Consider the following 18,371-nt stretch of genomic DNA (forward strand, 5'->3'; position numbering starts at 1 on the left):
GTAGGAGCGGGTTTACCCGCGGACACGGGCGAAGCCCGTGCGATTCACCGCGTTGCCTGCTTCGCGGGTAAACCCGCTCCCACAGGGATCGCACCTGCCATAAGCTTCGAGCAAGACAGTTGCTCCCAGAGAGGACCTGACCATGCGCGTTCTGTTGTTCAGCAGCCAGCACTACGACCAGGAAAGCTTCACCCAGGCCACCGGCCACAGCGCCCTGGACCTGCACTTCCAGCCCGCCCGCCTGACCCTCGACACTGCCCCGCTGGCCCAGGGTTACGAAGTGGTCTGCGCCTTCATCAACGATGAACTGGACGCTCAGGTACTGCAGCGCCTGGCCGCCGGCGGCACACGGTTGATCGCCCTGCGCTCGGCCGGTTACAACCACGTCGACCTGGCCGCCGCGCAGCATCTTGGCCTGGCAGTGGTGCGTGTGCCGGCCTACTCGCCGCATGCCGTGGCAGAGCACGCCGTGGCCCTGATCCTGGCGCTCAACCGCCGCCTCCATCGCGCCTACAACCGCACCCGCGAAGGGGACTTCACCTTGCATGGGCTGACCGGCTTCGACCTGCATGGCAAAACCGTCGGCGTGGTCGGCACTGGCCAGATTGGCGCGGCCTTCGCCCGCATCATGGCCGGTTTCGGCTGCGAGCTGCTGGCGTACGACCCCTACCCCAACCCGGAACTGCTGGCCTTGGGGGCCCGCTACCTGGAACTGCCCGACCTGCTGCGCGAGGCGCGGATCATCAGCCTGCATTGCCCGCTGACCGAGCACACCCGGCACCTGATCAATGCGCAAAGCCTGAGCCAGCTGCAGCCGGGCGCGATGCTGATCAACACCGGCCGCGGTGCACTGGTCGACACGCCGGCGCTGATCGATGCCCTGAAAAGCGGCCAGCTCGGCTACCTGGGCCTGGACGTCTATGAAGAGGAAGCCCAGCTGTTCTTCGAAGACCGTTCCGACCTGCCGCTGCAAGATGATGTGCTGGCGCGGCTGCTGACCTTCCCTAATGTGATCATCACCGCCCACCAGGCCTTCCTGACCCGCGAGGCACTGGATGCAATCGCCGCCACCACCCTGGACAACATCATCCGCTGGGCGGCGGGTAATCCGCAGAATCTGGTCAGCGGTTGATGCTAGGATACGCGGCATTTCTGGAGGACCCATGGTCGAGCACGATTTCCGCTACACCCTTTTCAACCCGCAACACACCTTGATCGAGTGCCGTGCCCTGGCTCCGGGCCGTTACCAGGTGACCGGCAACGGTGGCTCGATGCACAAGGGCGACGTCTTGATCGTGACCCTCAAGGGCAGCAAGGACCTGGCCATGCGCCTGACCGTGGACAGCGTGCGTCACCTGATCAACCCGCGCGGCCAGTGGGTGGCCGTGGCCAGCGGCCCAGTGTTCAACGAACTGGAAATTCTCACCTGGAAGGTCGAGTGCGACAGCTGCGACGCAGTGCTGGACTTCGAGTTCGCCGTCGACGCCAAACTCGGCAAGGCGGCCCGTCAGCCGGCTGCCAGCGCCCGTATCGCCGAACTGGGCTGGGCCAGCCGTGGCGCCAAGCACCTGTGCCCGCGTTGCCAGGAGAGCGCCGAGTGAAGAATCTGCTGACCGGCGCGCTGATTGCCACCGGCCTGCTCGGCTGTGCCGCCGAACCTTCGAAGCTGCAGCAGGAACGCAGCTACGTGCTGGAGTGGATCGGCGAGCGTCCGCTGATCGACTACAGTCACCTGACCCTGACCCTGGCCAGCGATGGCCGGGCCTACGGCAATGCCGGCTGCAACCACTGGTTTGCGCCGTACACGCTGGAAGGCGAGCACTTGAGCTTCGGTAAGGTCGGCAAAACCCGCAAGCTGTGCGCCCCGGCACTGATGGAGCAGGAAAAGCACTTCCTGCAGGCGTTGGAGACCGTGCAGCGCTGGGATGTATCGCCCATCGAGCAGATGCGCTTCTGGCCGGCCGAAGGCAAACCGCTGCGCTTCTGGCCTGAAGAAGGCTGAAGATCCTTGGGGCCGCACACAGCGGCCCTAATTGCATCAGGCGCCTTTGAGCGCCTTGATCTTGGCCTGCAACCCTTCCAGGGTCTGCTCGCCCATCAACTGTTCACGCACCTTGCCCTTGTCATCGATGATGTAGGTCACCGGCAGCGCCTCGCTACGTGGCAGGTCATAGCGCTCGGCCGGGTCCTGGGCGAGCACGGTGAAGTCGATGCCCAAGGCTTGCGCCGCCTGCTTCAGCTCCGGGCCCTGCAGGCCATCGAAGTTCACCCCGACCACCCTGACGCCGTCGGCCGCCCACTGCTTGGCTGCCTGGTTCAGCTCTGGTACCTCGGTGCGGCACGGGCCACACCATTCGGCCCAGTAATTGAGCACTACCCAGTGCCCGTCGATCTGTTCCGCCTTTACCGTCTTGCCATCTTGGTCCACGCCGTAATCGGCACCGCAACCACCGAGCAAAAGGCTCGCGGTGATGGCCAGTACTGCTGCCAGACGCCTTGCCATGGGTCAATCCTTCTCGAAGTTTCAAGCAAATAGGTCAGTCGCTGCGGTTAGAATAGCCGCCACACCCAGCTGGATGCGACCCGACATGACTGACTTGACGCTCTATCATAACCCGCGCTGCTCGAAATCCCGCGGCGCGCTGGAACTGCTCGAACAACGCGGCCTGGCACCGACCATCGTGCGCTACCTGGAAACGCCGCCCGACGCGGCTACTCTCAAGGCTCTGCTCGGCAAGCTGGGCATCGCCCCGCGTCAGTTGCTGCGCAGCGGCGAAGACGAATACAAGGCCCTCGACCTCGGTAACCCGGCCCTGAGCGACGCGCAGCTGATCGACGCGATGGTCCAGCACCCCAAGCTGATCGAACGGCCAATCTTGATCGCCGATGACAAGGCCGTCATCGGTCGCCCTCCCGAGAAGGTGCTGGAGATCCTGCCGTGAGCGCGCCGTTCATCCTGGTGCTGTATTACAGCCGCCACGGCTCGACCAGCGAGATGGCCCGACACATCGCCCGTGGCATCGAGCTGGCCGGCATGGAAGCACGCCTGCGCACGGTACCGGCGATTTCCACCGAATGCGAAGCGGTGGCCCCGGACATCCCGGCCAGCGGCGCGCTGTACGCCACCCTCGACGACCTGCGCCACTGCGCCGGCCTGGTGCTGGGCAGCCCGACCCGCTTCGGCAACATGGCCGCACCGCTGAAGTACTTCCTCGATGGCACCAGCAGCCTGTGGCTGGGTGGCGAACTGGTCGGCAAGCCGGCTGGCGTGTTCACCTCCACCGCCAGCCTGCACGGCGGCCAGGAGACCACCCTGCTGTCGATGATGCTGCCGCTGATGCACCACGGCATGCTGGTGATGGGCCTGCCGTACAGTGAATCGGCACTGCTCGAAACCCGTGGCGGTGGCACCCCTTACGGCGCTAGCCATCATGCCGGTGCCGATGGCAAGCGCGAGCTGGATCAACACGAAATCGCTTTGTGCCGCGCCCTGGGCCAACGCCTGGCGACCACGGCCAAGGCCCTGGAGGCCACGCGTGGCTAAAAGGCCCAAGGTGTTGCCGTCACTCGAATGGCTGGCGCCGCGCCTGCGCCTGGCGCGGGCGTTGAGCCTGGCATGCTTCTTTGGCCTGATCGCGCTGCTGGTGGTGAACAACCTGTGGTTCGCCAACCTGCATGGGGCACGGGTCGAAGTGATCCTGGCGATCGAGCTGGTGCCGCTGCTGTTGCTGCTACCGGGCATGCTGATGGGCAGCGCCCGCGCGCATGCCTGGACCTGCTTCGTGGTGAATATCTATTTCATCAAGGGCGTGCTGGCGGCATTCGACCCGGCGCGGGCGGTGTTTGGCTGGGTCGAGGTGCTGGTCAGCCTGGGGCTGTTCATTGCCGGGCTTTTGTATGTGCGCTGGAAGTTTCAGTTCGAACGGCGCATGGCGGGCGAAGGCAGTTGAGTTTGGGGGCCGCTTTGCGGCCCCAAGAACCTTAATGGTTGACGGTATGCGCCAGCATGACCGACAACTGGCACAGCGGCCGACCGCTCTCTTCGTGCCACTGATTGAAGGCCTGCTGCACCAGGGCCAGGTCGCGCTGGCTGGTCGGTTGCTTGTCGATCACCTTCTGCGCGATCAACGCGGCCGCCATGTCCTCGGTAGGGATGAAGGTGTCCTTGCCGACCATGCGCAAGAACCGCGGTGCTGACAACCCACCCAGCTGGTTACCGTGCTTGGCCAGGTACTTCCACAACCCGACGATATCGGTCACCGGCCAGTCGGCGATGAACGCGCCGAAGCTGCCCTTCTCCTTCGCGACATCGAGGACCATCTGCGCATTGCGCGGCACGCTCTTGAGCTTGCCCAGGTGGCGGATGATGCGTGCGTCTTGCATCAGCCGCTCGAGGTGCTCGGCGCCCATCAGCACCACCTTCTCCGGGTCGAAACCGAAGAATACCTGCTCGAACGCCGGCCACTTGGCATCCACCAGGCTGTGCTTGAGCCCGGCACGGAACACGCGCAGGGCCAAGGTCGACAGGTAGCGGTCGTCAGCGATTTCGCGCAACTGCGCCGGCGTGCGCGGCTGCGGCAGGAAGGCCTCCAGTGCCTGGGCCGAGCCGAAGCGGTTCAGGCAGTACGCGTGCAGCCACTGGTAATCGCGCATGGTCTCAGATGTTCACCACGTCGAGGAAACGCGGGGTGGCGTTCTCGTCGATCTTCAGGCTGGTGAAGTCGAACAGGTTGCGGTCGGCGAGCTGCGACGGCGCCACGTTCTGCATGGCGCGGAAGATGCTTTCGGTACGGCCCGGGTGCTTGCGCTCCCACTCCACCAGCATGTCCTTGACCACCTGACGCTGCAGGTTCTCTTGCGAGCCGCAGAGGTTGCACGGGATGATCGGGAATTCCTTCATGTCCGAGTAGGCCTGGATGTCCTTCTCGCTGCAGTAGGCCAGTGGGCGGATCACCACGTTGCGTCCATCGTCGGCGCGCAGCTTCGGCGGCATGCCCTTGAGCGCGCCGTTGAAGAACATGTTGAGGAAGAAGGTTTCGACGATGTCGTCGCGGTGATGCCCCAGGGCCATCTTGGTCGCACCGATTTCATCGGCGAAGGTGTACAAGGTGCCACGACGCAGGCGCGAGCACAGCGAGCAGGTGGTCTTGCCTTCGGGTACCAGCTCCTTGACCACCGAGTAGGTGTCCTTCTCGACGATGTGGTACTCGACGCCCAATTCCTTGAGGTATGCCGGCAGCACATGCTCGGGGAAGCCCGGCTGCTTCTGGTCCATGTTCACCGCGACAATCTCGAACTTGATCGGTGCCACCTTCTGCAGGTGCAACAGAACGTCGAGCATGGTGTAGCTGTCCTTGCCGCCGGACAGGCAGACCATGACCTTGTCGCCATCCTCGATCATGTTGTAGTCGGTGATGGCTTCGCCGGCGAGACGACGCAGGCGTTTTTGCAGTTTGTTCTGGTTGACCGAGAGGGTGCCCATAGCGCTTGGATCCGCGAGGTGTGACAAAAGCCGGCTATTTTACGCACAAACCACGCGCACCTGTAGGGATTCCGATAAAGACTTCAAGGGAATCAACAACGGCCGTGACAGCGCAATTTGCTCTAAAACGCCGGGTTTGTGCAGGGATTGGCTTCCTATACTGCGACATAAGGCCACATTACCGTTCTGCTTCGGTGTCCTGGCCTCGGGCCGCTTGCGCTCCACGTGGGGGGCGATTGGCAACATTGAGAGGAGTGACCGGCATGATTCATCACGTTGTGGGGCTGTTTACCCATCCCGACCAGGAATGGCGGGAGATTCGTGGCGAAGAAGAAAGCATCAGCCACATGTACCTTACTCATACCCTCATTCTGGCGGCAATCCCCGCCGTTTCGGCCTTTATTGGCACAACCCAGGTGGGCTGGGTGATCGGTGGCCGGCCAGCCGTGATGCTGACCATGGAAAGTGCCATTTGGATGAGCATCATGTCCTACGTGGCGATGCTCGCCGGGGTCGCGGTGATGGGGGCATTCATACACTGGATGGCCCGCACCTACGACGCCAACCCATCCATGGCGCAATGCATCGCCTTTGCCACCTACACCGCTACCCCGCTGTTCCTCGGCGGCCTGGCGGCGCTCTATCCGCACCTATGGCTGGGCATGCTGGTGGGGACCGCTGCCATTTGCTACACCGTGTATCTGCTGTACGTCGGCTTGCCGACCTTCATGAACATACCATCAGATGAAGGCTTCCTGTTCTCAAGCTCGGTGCTTGCGGTGGGCCTCGTGGTGCTGGTGGCGATCATGGCCGCAACCGTGATCATCTGGGGTTTGGGCGTGGGGCCCATGTACACCAACTAGATCAGATCCAGCCAACATAGGGCATCAAGCCAGGGGCCGCCGCAAGGCGGCCTTTGTCTGCCCAGCCGATGCCTGCCTGCTGACCGGTGGCTCGGCACCGGCGCCACGCTTGCGGCATAATGCCCGGTCAGGAGAACCACCCCGCCATGCCCGAGCTGCTCAAAGAACGCGTCGAAACCTGTTACCAGCAAGCCGAAGCCTTCTTCAAACGCCCCTTCCCACGCCCGGAAGTCAGCTTCAAGCTGCGCGGCCAGAAGGCCGGTGTCGCCCACCTGCACGAGAACCTGCTGCGCTTCAACCTGCAACTGTATCGCGAGAACCAGGACGACTTCCTGCGCCAGACCGTGGCCCATGAAGTGGCGCACCTGGTGGCCCACCAACTGTTTGGTGACCGCATCCAGGCCCACGGCGAGGAGTGGCAGCTGATCATGCGCGGGGTCTATGAACTGCCGCCCAATCGCTGCCACAACTATGAAGTGCAGCGGCGCGTGGTAACCCGCTACATCTACCGCTGCCCGTGCCCCGAGGCTGACTTCCCGTTTACCGCGCAGCGGCACAAGCTGGTGCGCCAGGGGCGGCGCTACCTGTGCCGGCGCTGCCGGGAGATTCTGGTGTACAGCGGTGAAACCCGTGTCGAATAGCCAGGCACAAGAAAGGCGACCCGAGGGTCGCCTTCTTTATTACAGCACCAGGATCAACGAACCGGGGTTTCTGCGACACCCAGGTCATCGGTAGGAACCGACAACTCCAGCGGCGCGCCACCGGACGCCAGCTCGGAGGCCAGCTTGTCGTCGTCCATCTCCTTCACCCACTTGGCCACGACCACGGTGGCCACGGCGTTGCCGACCAGGTTGGTCAGGGCGCGGGCCTCGGACATGAAGCGGTCGATGCCGAGGATCAGCGCCAGGCCGGCAACCGGCAGGTGGCCGACGGCCGACAGGGTGGCAGCCAGGACGATAAAGCCCGAACCGGTCACGCCGGCAGCCCCTTTGGACGCGACCAGCAGCACCAGCAGCAGGGTGATCTGGTGGGTGATGTCCATGTGGGTGTCGGTGGCCTGGGCGATGAACACCGCAGCCATGGTCAGGTAGATCGAGGTACCATCGAGGTTGAACGAGTAGCCGGTCGGGATCACCAGGCCAACCACCGATTTCTTCGCGCCCAGGCGCTCCATCTTGGCCAGCATGCGTGGCAGGGCCGATTCCGAGGAGGAAGTACCCAGCACGATCATCAGCTCTTCACGGATGTAGCGGATCAGTTTGAGGACACTGAAGCCGTGAGCGCGGCAGATACCGCCCAGCACCACCAGCACGAACAGCAGGCAGGTGATGTAGAAGCACGCCATCAGGTAGCCCAGCTGCACCAGCGAACCCACGCCGTACTGGCCGATGGTGAAGGCCATGGCGCCGAAGGCACCGACTGGCGCCAGCTTCATGATCATGTTGATGATGTTGAACATGACATGGGCGAAGCGATCGATCAGGTCCAGCACCGGCTTGCCGTAGCTGCCCAGGCGGTGCAGGGCGAAGCCGAAGATCACCGAGAACATCAGCACTTGCAGGATGTCGCCGTTGGCGAAGGCGCCGACCACGGTGTTGGGGATGATGTTGAGCAGGAAGCCGACGGTGGTCTGCTGCGCGCCGGCGGCGGCATAGGCGGCCACGCTGCTGGCGTTCAGGGTGCTGACGTCGATGTGCATGCCAGCGCCCGGCTGGACCACGTTGACGACCACGAGGCCGATGATCAGGGCGATGGTGGAGACGATTTCAAAGTACAGCAGCGCGTAGCCGCCGGTCTTGCCGACCGACTTCATGCTCTGCATGCCGGCGATGCCGCTGACCACGGTACAGAAGATGATGGGCGCGATGACCATCTTGATCAGTTTGACGAAACCATCTCCCAAGGGCTTAAGGGCGACGCCGGTTTCGGGGTAGAAGTGGCCGAGCAGGATACCGATGGTGATGGCGACCAACACCTGGACATACAGGGATTTGTACAGCGGCTGACGTGTCGTCATGGCTCATTTTCCTCAAGTGTGCCAGCTTCACCCTTCCCAGGGTGTGCAAGCACCTGAATCGCTAACCCTCCTGCACCTGGAGGGATTTGTCGTTGTGTTCGAGCTGCCTGGGCAGGCCTCTGCCAAGTGAGATAGCAAGGGCGATGCCAAAATGCCCATCTTGGGTGCAGAGGCAATGTTTACGGGTTTCAAATGCACAACGACGGGGCAAGTTTTCCGAGGAGAGGTGGCGGATTTCCGCCCGATGGCGGGAAATGTACAAAGGATGTGGCGGGAATCCGCCCGAGCTACAGGTCAATCAAGAGTCAAGGTGATACAGAAGGCGGCTCCGCCCAACGCCGATTCAACCAAGGTCAGTTCGGCGTCATAGCTGTCGACGATGTCCTTGACCACCGCCAGGCCGATGCCCTGACCCGGATGCTGCCGGTCCAGCCGTTCGCCACGCTCGAGAATCCGCTCACGCTGGTCGGCCGGCACCCCTGGGCCATCGTCCTCGATGCACAGCGTCAGCTTGCCGGGTGATTGCCGCAGGCTGACCCGTATATGCCCCAGGCTTAGCCGGTAGGCGTTTTCCAGCAGATTACCCAGCAACTCCAGCAACGCGCCCTGCTCCATTGGCACATGCGACTGCGCCGGCACATCCAGGTCAACCTCGACCCGCTTGTCGCGGTAGACCTTGGCTAACGTGCTGCACAGGCTTTCCAGCACCGGCAGCAACAGCACGCGGTGACGCACCAGGCCGCTCTTGCGCAGGCTGGCACGCTGTAACTGGTAGTCGATCTGCTGACTCATGCGCTCGATCTGGCTCTGCAACACCTGGGCCTGTTCGCGTTCGCCAGCACGCTGCTGCATGCTCTCGCCCACACCCTGCAGCACCGCCAAGGGTGTCTTCAGGCTGTGCGCCAGATCGCCCAGTGAGTCGCGATAGCGGGTGCGCTGCTCGCGTTCACTGCTCAGCAGCCGGTTCAGCGATCGGGTCAGGCGCAGCAGTTCGCGCGGGTGCTCGCCGCTGAGGCCATCGCGAGCGCCGGACTCCACCTCATCCAGTTCGATGCTCAACCGACGCAATGAGCGCAGCCCCCAGGTCAGGCCGGCCCAGAGTAGTACCAGCAAGGCCAGCAGGGCCGCGCCAAAGCCCAGGTAGAGCTTTTCGCGCAGGCCAGTGAGCGTGGCCTTGTACTCGCTCACTGGCTGCAGGGCGACGATGCTGTAAGCCGCGCTCTGGCCACCGAGCAGCTTGACCTCGACGTCGTAGACGAAGAACTCTTCGCCGTCGTCCTGATGAATGCGGGCGAACTCATTGCCTCGCCCGTCGTAGCGCGGGTGGTAATTGATGTGCCGGTCGGAAGTGGCACGTGAGCGCCAGACCAGGTTGCCGTCGCGGTCGAAGATGTACCCCAGCAGGCCGGTGTACGGCAGGTTGTAGCGCTCGTCCGGCAGCAGGTCGGGCATTTTCAGCTGGCCATGCTCGATGCGCGCGGCGGAGATCAGTGTGGTCACGTCCGAGGCAAGGCGCTGCTCGATCGATTCCTGCAGGGCCAGGCTGAAGGCTTTCTGCAAGGCCGGCAACAGCGCCAGCATGAACAGCAACGCCAGCACTGCCGCCGCGAGCATCAGGCGCACCCGCAGCGAACGGATCATCGGCAGCGCTCGGTAAACAGGTAGCCCAGGCCGCGTACCGTATCAATCGGCTTGAAACCATTCACGCCTTCCAGCTTGCGGCGCAGGCGGCCGACCAGCACTTCGATGACATTGGGGTCGCGCTCCTCGTCACCGGGATAGAGCTGCTCCATCAGGCGATCCTTGGCTACCACCTGCTGGTGATGACGCATAAGGTATTCGAGGATGCGGTACTCGTAGGCGGTCAGCGCCAGCGGCTGCTGATCCAGGGTCGCCTGCTTACGGTTGAGGTCCAGAACCAGGGGGCCGGCGGCAATGGTCGACTGGGTGAAACCACTGGAACGGCGCAGCAAGGCGTTCAGCCGCGCTTCAAGCTCCTCGAACTGGAACGGCTTGACCAGATAGTCGTCGGCACCGGCGGCCAGGCCTTCGACCTTGTCCTGCCAGTTGCCGCGAGCGGTAAGAATGAGGATGGGGAAGGTCTTGCCCTGGCTGCGCAGGCGGCCGATCAGTTCCAGCCCGCTGATGCCGGGCAGGCCGAGATCGACGATGGCCAGGTCGAAATGGAAGTGTTCGGCCTGGTACAGGGCCTCTTCGGCATCGGCCACGGCTTCGGCCACATGGCCGCTTTCGCCCAGGCGTGTATGGAGGTGGTGCCGCAGCAGGGCTTCATCCTCGACCACCAGCAGTTTCATTCAAGGCTCCTATTATGTGTTGCCTGTACCGGCGCTTTCGCGGGACAAGCCCGCTCCTACAGAAGCGGGCTTGTCCCGCGAGAGGGCCGGTACAGAATAACCCGGCTCGCGGGTCAGAACTTGTAGGTTGCGGCCAAGTAGGTCTGTGCACTGCTGGTCAGGCGCAAGGTACCTTCCTTCGGTCCGCCACTGGCGCCTACTTCGGTTGCGGCGTTGGTGCGCAGATAACGGTACCCCAACTCCATCGAAGCCTTGTCGGTGATTTCCTGAATCACACCGGCCTGCAAGCCCACTGCATAACCGTAGTCGGTATCACGGCTTGCCCCCGGCGAATCCTGGGTCAGCTTGGTCATGCCCAGGCTGCCACCGCCAAACAGCTTGGTGGTGTCACCCACCGGCAGGAACAGGTCGTAGCTGCCGAGCAGGTTTTCCTGGCGCAGCTTGTAGCCGCTGTGGTCACCGGAAACGTTATCGTAGGTCATGTAGTAACGGCTCTGGTCATTGACCTTGCCCAGGCGCACGCCCCAGGTATCGTCCTTGCCGATGATGCCGTCGGCGTTCAGGTGGTCGGTATTGCTCTGCAGCAAGCCAGACTTGCGTACCTTGTCGCTGGTCTGGCCGTAGGTCAGGCTGGCGAAGTTCTCGTCCGCAGCCTGGACGTTGGTGATGCCAGCGGCGCATACAGCCATGGCGGCGAGCAGGGAGTTGAAGGTTTTCATGGCACGGTACTCCAGATGAAGGCAGTGTTGCGGTCTGGAAGCTAGAGTAAGCAGGGTGCCCTGAACCGCGGCTGAACCCTGGCTGAACTGCGGCTGAACGATCTGTTGGCAAACAAGGAGTAGTGAACATGCGTGCCCTGCTGGCCCTGACCCTGATGTGCAGCGCCGCCCTCGCCCAAGCGGCGGTGCAAACCCGCGAGATCCGTTACCAAGATGCCGACGGCACAGCGCTGATCGGCTACTACGCCTACGACGACGCCGTGAAGGGCGAGCGCCCGGGGGTGCTGGTGGTGCACGAGTGGTGGGGGCTGAACGACTACGCCAAACGCCGTGCGCGCGATCTGGCAGGGCTGGGCTACAGCGCCTTGGCCATCGACATGTATGGCGAAGGCAAGCACACCGAACATCCGCAGGACGCCCAGGCGTTCATGACCGAGGCGATGAAAGACCCGGAGGCGTCGGCCAAGCGCTTTGACGCCGGGTTGGACCTGCTGAAGAAGCAGCCTTACACCGACAAGCACAAGCTCGGCGCGGTAGGGTACTGCTTCGGTGGCAAGGTGGTGCTGGATGCCGCACGCCGGGGCGCACACCTGGATGGCGTGGTGAGTTTCCACGGCGCGCTGGCCACCCAGACACCAGCCAAGCCGGGCGTTGTGCGGGCATACTTGCTGGTCGAGCACGGTGCGGCAGACAGCATGGTCACCCCGCAGCAGGTTGACGCGTTCAAGAAAGAGATGGATGCGGCCAAGGTCAATTACCAGTTCGTCAGCATCCCCGGGGCCAAGCATGGGTTCACCAACCCGGATGCGGACCGACTGAGCCATGGCGACCATGGTGGTCCGGACATTGGCTACAACGAGGCCGCGGACAAGAGCTCCTGGGCGGACATGCAGGCGTTCTTCAAGCAGGTGTTCAAGTAAAAATCGCTGGGGGCCGCTGTGCGGCCCCGGCTCCCACGCAAGCCTCGCGGCTGGCACAATACCCACCATGAACACACTCCCCGCCTGCTGCGCCCCGCTCCAGCACCACTGGCCCCTGCCCCGCCCACTGCCCGGCGCGGTGCTGGTCAGTTGCACCTTCGACCCCGCCCACCTGGCCACCGACGACTTCCAGCGCGCCGGCATCGTGCCCAGCGCCAGCCTGCAACGCTCTGTGGCCAAGCGCCAGGCCGAGTACCTGGCCGGCCGTGTCTGCGCCCGGGCCGCGCTGCAGCGCCTGGATGGCCGCGACTACATCCCCGGCACCCATGAGGACCGCTCGCCGATCTGGCCCGCCGGCATCCATGGCTCGATCACCCATGGCAAAGGTTGGGCCGCCGCCGTGGTGGCTGCCGATGGCGCTTGCCGCAGCCTGGGCCTGGATCAAGAGGCACTGCTCGACGACGCGCGTGCCGAACGGCTGATGAACGAGATCCTGACGCCCGCCGAACGCGAGCGTCTGGACCGTAGCCAGCTGGGCCTGACGGTCACCCTGACCTTCTCGCTCAAGGAAAGCCTGTTCAAGGCGCTTTACCCGCTGACCCGGCAGCGCTTCTATTTCGAGCACGCCGAGGTGTTGGCGTGGTCCGCCGACGGTTTGGCCCGTTTACGCCTGCTCACCGATCTGTCGCCCGAATGGCAACATGGCGCCGCAGTCGAAGGTCAGTTCTGCCTGCAGGACGGCCACCTGCTCAGCCTGGTAAGCGTCTGAGCCTTACTGCGGGGCCTGCTCACGCGGCCAGTTGAGGCTGAAGCAGGCGCCGCCCAGCGCTTCACTGCGCCCCACCGTGGCGCGGCCAGCGTGCCAATAGATGATCCGCCGCACGATCGACAGGCCCAGGCCATGCCCACCCGAAGCGCGGGTGCGGCTGTCGTCGAGCCGGGTGAAAGGTGTGAAGATGCGATCCCAGACTCCTTCGGGGATGCCCGGGCCATCATCTTCCACATCGATGCGGCAACGCTGCTGGCCCAGCTGGTAGCTCAAGCGCACCTCGCTGCCGGCATGACGCAGGGCATTGCTCACCAGGTTCTGCAGCGCACGGTGCAGGTAACGCGGCTCGGCCTCGACCCAACAGCCGTCGTTGGCCTGGCACGCCCCACGCAGCAAGCGGACCTTGCTGTTGAGTGGCGCCAGCTCTTCGATCACCCGATCGAACAAGGCATCCAGCTCGACCCGCTGGAACTTCAGCGCCGGTGCACCTTGCTCCAGGCGTGCGTAGGTCAGCATCTCGTCAACCAGCTTGTCCAGGTCCTGGATGTCGCCATCCATGCCGGCCAGGTGCTTGGCGCGGGCCTGCTCGGTGGCCGCGCTTTCGAGCATTTCCAGGCCGAAGCGCAGGCGTGCCACAGGGGTGCGCAGTTCGTGGGACACCGCCCGCACCAGTTCGCGCTGCATGTTCAGCGAGCGCTGCAGGTGCTCGGCCATGCCATTGAAGGCCGCGGCCAGGCGCCCCACCGAGTCGGCATCACCCGCTGGCACCCGCGTGTCCAGGCTGCCCTGGGCGATGCGCGTGGCGGCGATTTGCATGCCCGCCACGCGCCGCTCCAGCTGGCGCACCAGCAGATACACCACCAGGCCGATCAGACACAGACCAAGGAAGGCGATGAGGATCAGCAACTGCGGCGGATAAGGGTTGAGCTGATACAGCGGGCCGATCTCCAGCACCAGCGGCGAACCTGGCAGGCCGGCGAACACACGGATCGAATCGCCGTCACGGCCCAGGGCCATCACCGTGTCACCCTCCTCCACCCGGCGCCGCTGGTCGTCGTCCAGGCCGACCCGCTCGATACGCTGCAGGGCGACGCCGAAGCCGAAGCCCTTGCTCTGGGTTATGTCTGCCAGGCGCTGCTGCTGCTCGGTCACCGGGTAGCGCACCAGCTCATCGGCCAACAGATAGAGGGTAGCGCGCGCCAGCTGCTCGCTGACCTGCTTGACCTGGGCCACCAGCAGCAGGTCCTCCTGGCCGACCTTGCGCAGTACCTGGGCGGAGTGCGGCCCGGTCTTCTCCACCACCACCAGGCCACGGTACAGGCGAGCACGCTGGCCGCCATCAAGGGTGCGCGCCGACATCGGCTGCAGCTCCAACGGCACGCCCAGCAAGCGCTCCCACATCAACAGCGAGCGCTTGCGCTCGGTTTCGTTCTGCTGCGCCAGGTTGTCGGCCATCAGGCTGAACGTGCCTTGGGCCAGACGCTCGCGGTGCTGGGCCGCACGCACTTCGTTGACCAGGTGCAGGCTGAGCACGCCGAGCAGCGCCACCAGCACCAGTACAGCGAGCATGCCGCCATAGATGCGCAGGAAGATGGAGTGGTTCATGGGGCATCGCCGACGAACAGGTAGCCCTTGCTGCGCAGCGTCTTGATCAGCCGCGGGTGGATCGGATCGTCGCCGATTTTGGGGCGAATCCTGGAAATGCGCACGTCGATGGAGCGGTCCTGGCCGTCGTAGCCGACCCCGCGCAAGGCAGTGAAGATCTGTTCGCGCGACAGCACCCGCCCGGCATTGCTGGCCAGCAGCCAGAGCAGGTCGAATTCAGCGCCGGTGAGGTCAATCTGCTGCGCCCCAAGCCAGGCTTCGCGCAGGCGATTGTCGATGCGCAACGGGCCGAAGGCCAGGTCGTGGCGCTTGGTGTCGGGGCTTTCACTGCGCCGCAGCAGGGCCTGGATCCGCGCCAGCAGCAAACGTGGGCGCACCGGTTTGCACACGTAGTCGTCGGCGCCCAGGTCCAGGCCCTGAACCTGATCGAGTTCGTCGCTGCGGGCCGTCAGCATCAGAATCGGGCCGGGGTACTGGCCGCGCACCCGGCGGCAGATGCTCAGGCCATCTTCACCGGGCAGCATCAGGTCGAGGATCACCAGGTCCGGCTGGCTGTCGACGATACGCCGGGCGGCGCGGGCGCCATCGCCCTCCACGGCGACTTCATAACCGTTGGCCTGCAAGTATTCGGCGGTAAGCTCGGCCAGACGTTGGTCGTCTTCGACGATGAGGATGCGGTTGCTGGGTTGGTCCATGGCCTTTGCCTTTGAATTGTTGTTTTTCTGTCGTACCGGCCTTTAACCAAAAGGCAACATCACCCCCGGATACTACGTGCCGCCCGGCGGCACTGCCAACCGGCCCGGCGGCAGGCTCGACTGAACCGTTTTTTGTGGTAGGGTGCGCGCCCGAAAAATTCTCCTTGGCGGCAGCAGCCCTGTGAAAAATAGTGCAAACCTCTTGGCACAAGGCCTACAGGGAATACCCACTATTCACTCACAAAGTACGCACAACTTATCCACAGGCGATTGCCTTGCAAAGCCCCCAAGACCGCATTATCTTGTATCCCTATCGCGACAAACCACTAGATGTTGGGTTTGACCTCTCGTCACCAACACCAGTCAGCGCAGAAATTCAAGCGATTTTTCTCGCAGAACTTTAGGTGGTTTCATCAGCCAAACCGCTCCAGCGGAAGCATTGAGAGCAACAGCTTTCGGGGTCATCCCGGTAAGCATTTGACTTCGGCCAGGGAGCGGCAGGTTATTGCCCCTTATTCCTGATCTGTCCCGAAGTCGGTACGCCCGAGCGGGTGGATGCGCGTGCATGACGCATCCTCGCCAGGGCCATCGAGCAAGTGGACGGAACGGTGGGCGCCCAAAAGGCGCCTGAACACTATAGAAACTGTGGAGACACCCACCCATGCAAACCGACACAACTCGCGAGAACCCGCAGGCCAAGGTGCCGCAGGCCGCCGATGCCAACCAGGATCTGGCCGCCACCGCTCCGGGCCAACTGCGCGTGATCAAGCGCAACGGCACTGTCGTCCCCTACACCGACGACAAGATCACCGTGGCCATCACCAAGGCGTTCCTCGCAGTTGAAGGCGGCACCGCCGCTGCCTCGTCGCGCATCCACGACACCGTCGCGCGCCTGACCGAGCAGGTCACCGCCACGTTCAAGCGTCGCATGCCATCGGGTGGCACCATCCACATCGAAGAAATCCAGGACCAGGTCGAACTGGCCCTGATGCGCGCCGGCGAGCAGAAAGTCGCCCGTGACTACGTGATCTACCGCGACCAGCGCGCCAAAGAGCGTGCTACACGCAGCAACGCCGATTCCGTGGTCGAACCGCACCCGAGCATCCGCATCACCCTGGCCGACGGCAGCCTGGCGCCGCTGGACATGGCGCGCCTGAACACCATCATCAGTGAGGCCTGCGAAGGCCTGGCCGAAGTCGATGGCGACCTGATCCAGCGCGAAACCCTGAAGAACCTGTACGACGGCGTGGCCATCAAGGACGTCAACACCGCCCTGGTGATGACCGCCCGTACCCTGGTCGAGCGTGAGCCGAACTACTCGTTCGTTACCGCCCGCCTGCTGATGGACACCCTGCGTGCCGAAGGCCTGGGCTTCCTCAACGTTGCCGACAGCGCCACTCACCACGAGATGGCCGACCTGTACGCCAAAGCCCTGCCCGCCTACGTGGCCAAAGGTATCGAGTTCGAGCTGCTGAACCCGGCACTGGCCGACTTCGACCTGGAAAAACTGGGCAAGGCGATCAACCACGAGCGCGACCAGCAGTTCACTTACCTGGGCCTGCAGACCCTGTACGACCGCTACTTCATCCACAAGGATGGCGTGCGCTTCGAACTGCCGCAGGTGTTCTTCATGCGTGTGGCCATGGGCCTGGCGCTGGAAGAGAAAGAGAAAGAAGCCCGTGCGATCGAGTTCTACAACCTGCTCTCGTCGTTCGACTACATGGCCTCGACCCCGACCCTGTTCAACGCCGGTACCCTGCGCCCGCAGCTGTCCAGCTGCTACCTGACCACCGTGCCGGATGACCTTTCGGGCATCTACCACGCGATCCACGACAACGCCATGCTGTCGAAATTCGCCGGTGGCCTGGGCAACGACTGGACCCCTGTGCGCGCACTGGGTTCCTACATCAAGGGCACCAACGGCAAATCCCAGGGCGTCGTGCCGTTCCTGAAAGTGGTCAACGACACCGCCGTTGCCGTGAACCAGGGTGGCAAGCGCAAAGGCGCCGTGTGCGCCTACCTGGAAACCTGGCACCTGGACATCGAAGAATTCATCGAGCTGCGCAAGAACACCGGTGATGACCGTCGTCGTACACACGACATGAACACTGCCAACTGGATCCCTGACCTGTTCATGAAGCGCGTCTTCGATGACGGCAAGTGGACCCTGTTCTCGCCGTCGGAAGTGCCTGATCTGCACGACCTGACCGGCAAGGCCTTCGAAGAGCGTTACGAGTACTACGAAGCCCTGACCGAGTACAACAAGATCAAGGTGTTCAAGACCATCCAGGCCAAAGACCTGTGGCGCAAGATGCTGTCGATGCTGTTCGAGACCGGCCACCCGTGGCTGACCTTCAAGGACCCGTGCAACCTGCGTTCGCCGCAGCAGCACGTGGGCGTGGTCCACAGCTCGAACCTGTGCACCGAGATCACCCTGAACACCAACAAGGACGAGATCGCGGTCTGCAACCTGGGCTCGATCAACCTGCCGAACCACATTGTCGATGGCAAGCTGGACACCGCCAAGCTGCAACGCACCGTGAACACCGCCGTGCGCATGCTCGACAACGTGATCGACATCAACTACTACTCGGTGCCGCAAGCGCGTAACTCGAACTTCAAGCACCGTCCGGTCGGCCTGGGCATCATGGGCTTCCAGGATGCGCTGTACCTGCAGCACATCCCGTACGGTTCCGACGCTGCCGTCGAGTTCGCCGACAAGTCGATGGAAGCGGTCAGCTACTTCGCGATCCAGGCTTCCTGCGACCTGGCCGACGAGCGTGGCGCCTACGAGACCTTCCAGGGTTCGCTGTGGTCCAAGGGCATCCTGCCGCTGGATTCGCAACAGATCCTGATCGAAGCCCGCGGCCAGAAGTACATCGACGTCAACCTGGAAGAGTCGCTGGACTGGGCACCGGTCCGTGCCCGCGTGCAGAAAGGCATTCGTAACTCGAACATCATGGCCATCGCGCCAACCGCGACCATC

At 63.5% G+C, this 18,371-nt stretch carries 20 protein-coding genes; 11 read left to right on the forward strand and 9 right to left on the reverse strand.

Features of this window, described 5'->3' with window-relative positions:
• Positions 1–142 precede the first annotated feature (142 nt).
• Genes APH28_RS10730 through APH28_RS10740 form a run of 3 tightly spaced genes read left to right on the forward strand, consistent with a single transcriptional unit; the run spans position 143 to position 2,002 of the window.
• Positions 143–1,132, forward strand: a complete 990-nt coding sequence (locus APH28_RS10730; RefSeq protein ID WP_060509195.1) for a 2-hydroxyacid dehydrogenase — start codon at positions 143–145, stop codon at positions 1,130–1,132.
• A gap of 31 nt (positions 1,133–1,163) precedes the next feature.
• Positions 1,164–1,601 carry a hypothetical protein gene (locus APH28_RS10735; RefSeq protein WP_060509197.1) on the forward strand — a complete coding sequence of 146 codons (438 nt, stop codon included), beginning with the start codon at positions 1,164–1,166 and terminating at the stop codon, positions 1,599–1,601.
• On the forward strand, positions 1,598–2,002 hold the full coding sequence (locus APH28_RS10740; RefSeq protein ID WP_060509199.1) for an META domain-containing protein: 405 nt from the start codon (positions 1,598–1,600) through the stop codon (positions 2,000–2,002). The genes APH28_RS10735 and APH28_RS10740 overlap by 4 nt, the downstream gene beginning before the upstream one ends.
• 36 nt (positions 2,003–2,038) lie before the next feature.
• On the opposite strand, the gene APH28_RS10745 is transcribed toward APH28_RS10740, so the two are convergent.
• Positions 2,039–2,503, reverse strand: a complete 465-nt coding sequence (locus APH28_RS10745; protein WP_060509200.1) for a TlpA disulfide reductase family protein — start codon at positions 2,501–2,503, stop codon at positions 2,039–2,041.
• A gap of 85 nt (positions 2,504–2,588) precedes the next feature.
• Between APH28_RS10745 and arsC the strand changes: the two genes are divergently transcribed.
• The 3 genes from arsC to APH28_RS10760 are packed head-to-tail and all read left to right on the forward strand — an operon-like array spanning position 2,589 to position 3,950.
• Entirely contained in the window at positions 2,589–2,942 is a 354-nt protein-coding gene (gene arsC, locus APH28_RS10750; protein ID WP_060509202.1) for an arsenate reductase (glutaredoxin), read from the forward strand.
• On the forward strand, positions 2,939–3,544 hold the full coding sequence (gene wrbA, locus APH28_RS10755; RefSeq protein ID WP_060509204.1) for an NAD(P)H:quinone oxidoreductase: 606 nt from the start codon (positions 2,939–2,941) through the stop codon (positions 3,542–3,544). The genes arsC and wrbA overlap by 4 nt, the downstream gene beginning before the upstream one ends.
• Positions 3,537–3,950 (forward strand): DUF2069 domain-containing protein, encoded by a 414-nt coding sequence (locus tag APH28_RS10760; protein WP_060509206.1) that lies wholly within the window; start codon positions 3,537–3,539, stop codon positions 3,948–3,950. The genes wrbA and APH28_RS10760 overlap by 8 nt, the downstream gene beginning before the upstream one ends.
• A 31-nt stretch (positions 3,951–3,981) precedes the next feature.
• Here APH28_RS10760 and APH28_RS10765 read toward each other — a convergent pair whose 3' ends face one another.
• Complete coding sequence (locus tag APH28_RS10765; protein ID WP_060509208.1) at positions 3,982–4,653, reverse strand: DNA-3-methyladenine glycosylase I; 672 nt, start codon at positions 4,651–4,653, stop codon at positions 3,982–3,984.
• 4 nt (positions 4,654–4,657) lie between these two features.
• Entirely contained in the window at positions 4,658–5,482 is an 825-nt protein-coding gene (ttcA, locus tag APH28_RS10770; protein ID WP_027918067.1) for a tRNA 2-thiocytidine(32) synthetase TtcA, read from the reverse strand.
• 263 nt (positions 5,483–5,745) lie between these two features.
• Between ttcA and APH28_RS10775 the strand changes: the two genes are divergently transcribed.
• Positions 5,746–6,345: a Yip1 family protein gene (locus tag APH28_RS10775; protein ID WP_060509210.1), complete on the forward strand. Its 600-nt coding sequence runs from the start codon at positions 5,746–5,748 to the stop codon at positions 6,343–6,345.
• Between the two features lie 146 nt (positions 6,346–6,491).
• Positions 6,492–6,986 carry a SprT family zinc-dependent metalloprotease gene (locus APH28_RS10780; RefSeq protein ID WP_060509213.1) on the forward strand — a complete coding sequence of 165 codons (495 nt, stop codon included), beginning with the start codon at positions 6,492–6,494 and terminating at the stop codon, positions 6,984–6,986.
• 53 nt (positions 6,987–7,039) lie between these two features.
• On the opposite strand, the gene APH28_RS10785 is transcribed toward APH28_RS10780, so the two are convergent.
• From APH28_RS10785 to APH28_RS10800, 4 genes are all read right to left on the reverse strand, one after another.
• The gene (locus APH28_RS10785) at positions 7,040–8,362 is read right to left on the reverse strand and encodes a dicarboxylate/amino acid:cation symporter (protein ID WP_060509215.1); all 1,323 of its coding nucleotides are present in this window, start codon (positions 8,360–8,362) and stop codon (positions 7,040–7,042) included.
• Between the two features lie 294 nt (positions 8,363–8,656).
• A complete protein-coding gene (locus APH28_RS10790; protein WP_060509217.1) occupies positions 8,657–10,003 on the reverse strand; it encodes an ATP-binding protein in 1,347 nt (448 codons plus the stop codon).
• Positions 10,000–10,677, reverse strand: a complete 678-nt coding sequence (locus APH28_RS10795; RefSeq protein WP_060509219.1) for a response regulator — start codon at positions 10,675–10,677, stop codon at positions 10,000–10,002. Before APH28_RS10795 ends, APH28_RS10790 begins: the two co-directional genes overlap by 4 nt.
• Positions 10,678–10,790: 113 nt before the next feature.
• Positions 10,791–11,396: an outer membrane protein gene (locus tag APH28_RS10800; protein ID WP_060509221.1), complete on the reverse strand. Its 606-nt coding sequence runs from the start codon at positions 11,394–11,396 to the stop codon at positions 10,791–10,793.
• 128 nt (positions 11,397–11,524) lie between these two features.
• Here APH28_RS10800 and APH28_RS10805 point away from each other — a divergent pair, with 128 nt between their 5' ends.
• Both APH28_RS10805 and APH28_RS10810 read left to right on the forward strand, forming a co-directional pair.
• The gene (locus APH28_RS10805; protein ID WP_060509223.1) at positions 11,525–12,316 is read left to right on the forward strand and encodes a dienelactone hydrolase family protein; all 792 of its coding nucleotides are present in this window, start codon (positions 11,525–11,527) and stop codon (positions 12,314–12,316) included.
• 67 nt (positions 12,317–12,383) lie between these two features.
• On the forward strand, positions 12,384–13,085 hold the full coding sequence (locus tag APH28_RS10810) for a 4'-phosphopantetheinyl transferase (RefSeq protein WP_060509225.1): 702 nt from the start codon (positions 12,384–12,386) through the stop codon (positions 13,083–13,085).
• Positions 13,086–13,088: 3 nt separating this feature from the next.
• On the opposite strand, the gene APH28_RS10815 is transcribed toward APH28_RS10810, so the two are convergent.
• Positions 13,089–14,690, reverse strand: coding sequence for an ATP-binding protein (locus APH28_RS10815; RefSeq protein ID WP_060509227.1), 1,602 nt, complete (start codon positions 14,688–14,690; stop codon positions 13,089–13,091).
• On the reverse strand, positions 14,687–15,385 hold the full coding sequence (locus tag APH28_RS10820; protein ID WP_060509229.1) for a response regulator transcription factor: 699 nt from the start codon (positions 15,383–15,385) through the stop codon (positions 14,687–14,689). Before APH28_RS10820 ends, APH28_RS10815 begins: the two co-directional genes overlap by 4 nt.
• Before the next feature lie 661 nt (positions 15,386–16,046).
• Between APH28_RS10820 and APH28_RS10825 the strand changes: the two genes are divergently transcribed.
• A partial coding sequence (locus APH28_RS10825; RefSeq protein WP_060509231.1) for a ribonucleoside-diphosphate reductase subunit alpha occupies positions 16,047–18,371 on the forward strand: 2,325 nt, incomplete at its 3' end.

Origin of the sequence: Pseudomonas sp. NBRC 111124, from assembly GCF_001320245.1 — a bacterium.
Lineage (GTDB): Bacteria > Pseudomonadota > Gammaproteobacteria > Pseudomonadales > Pseudomonadaceae > Aquipseudomonas.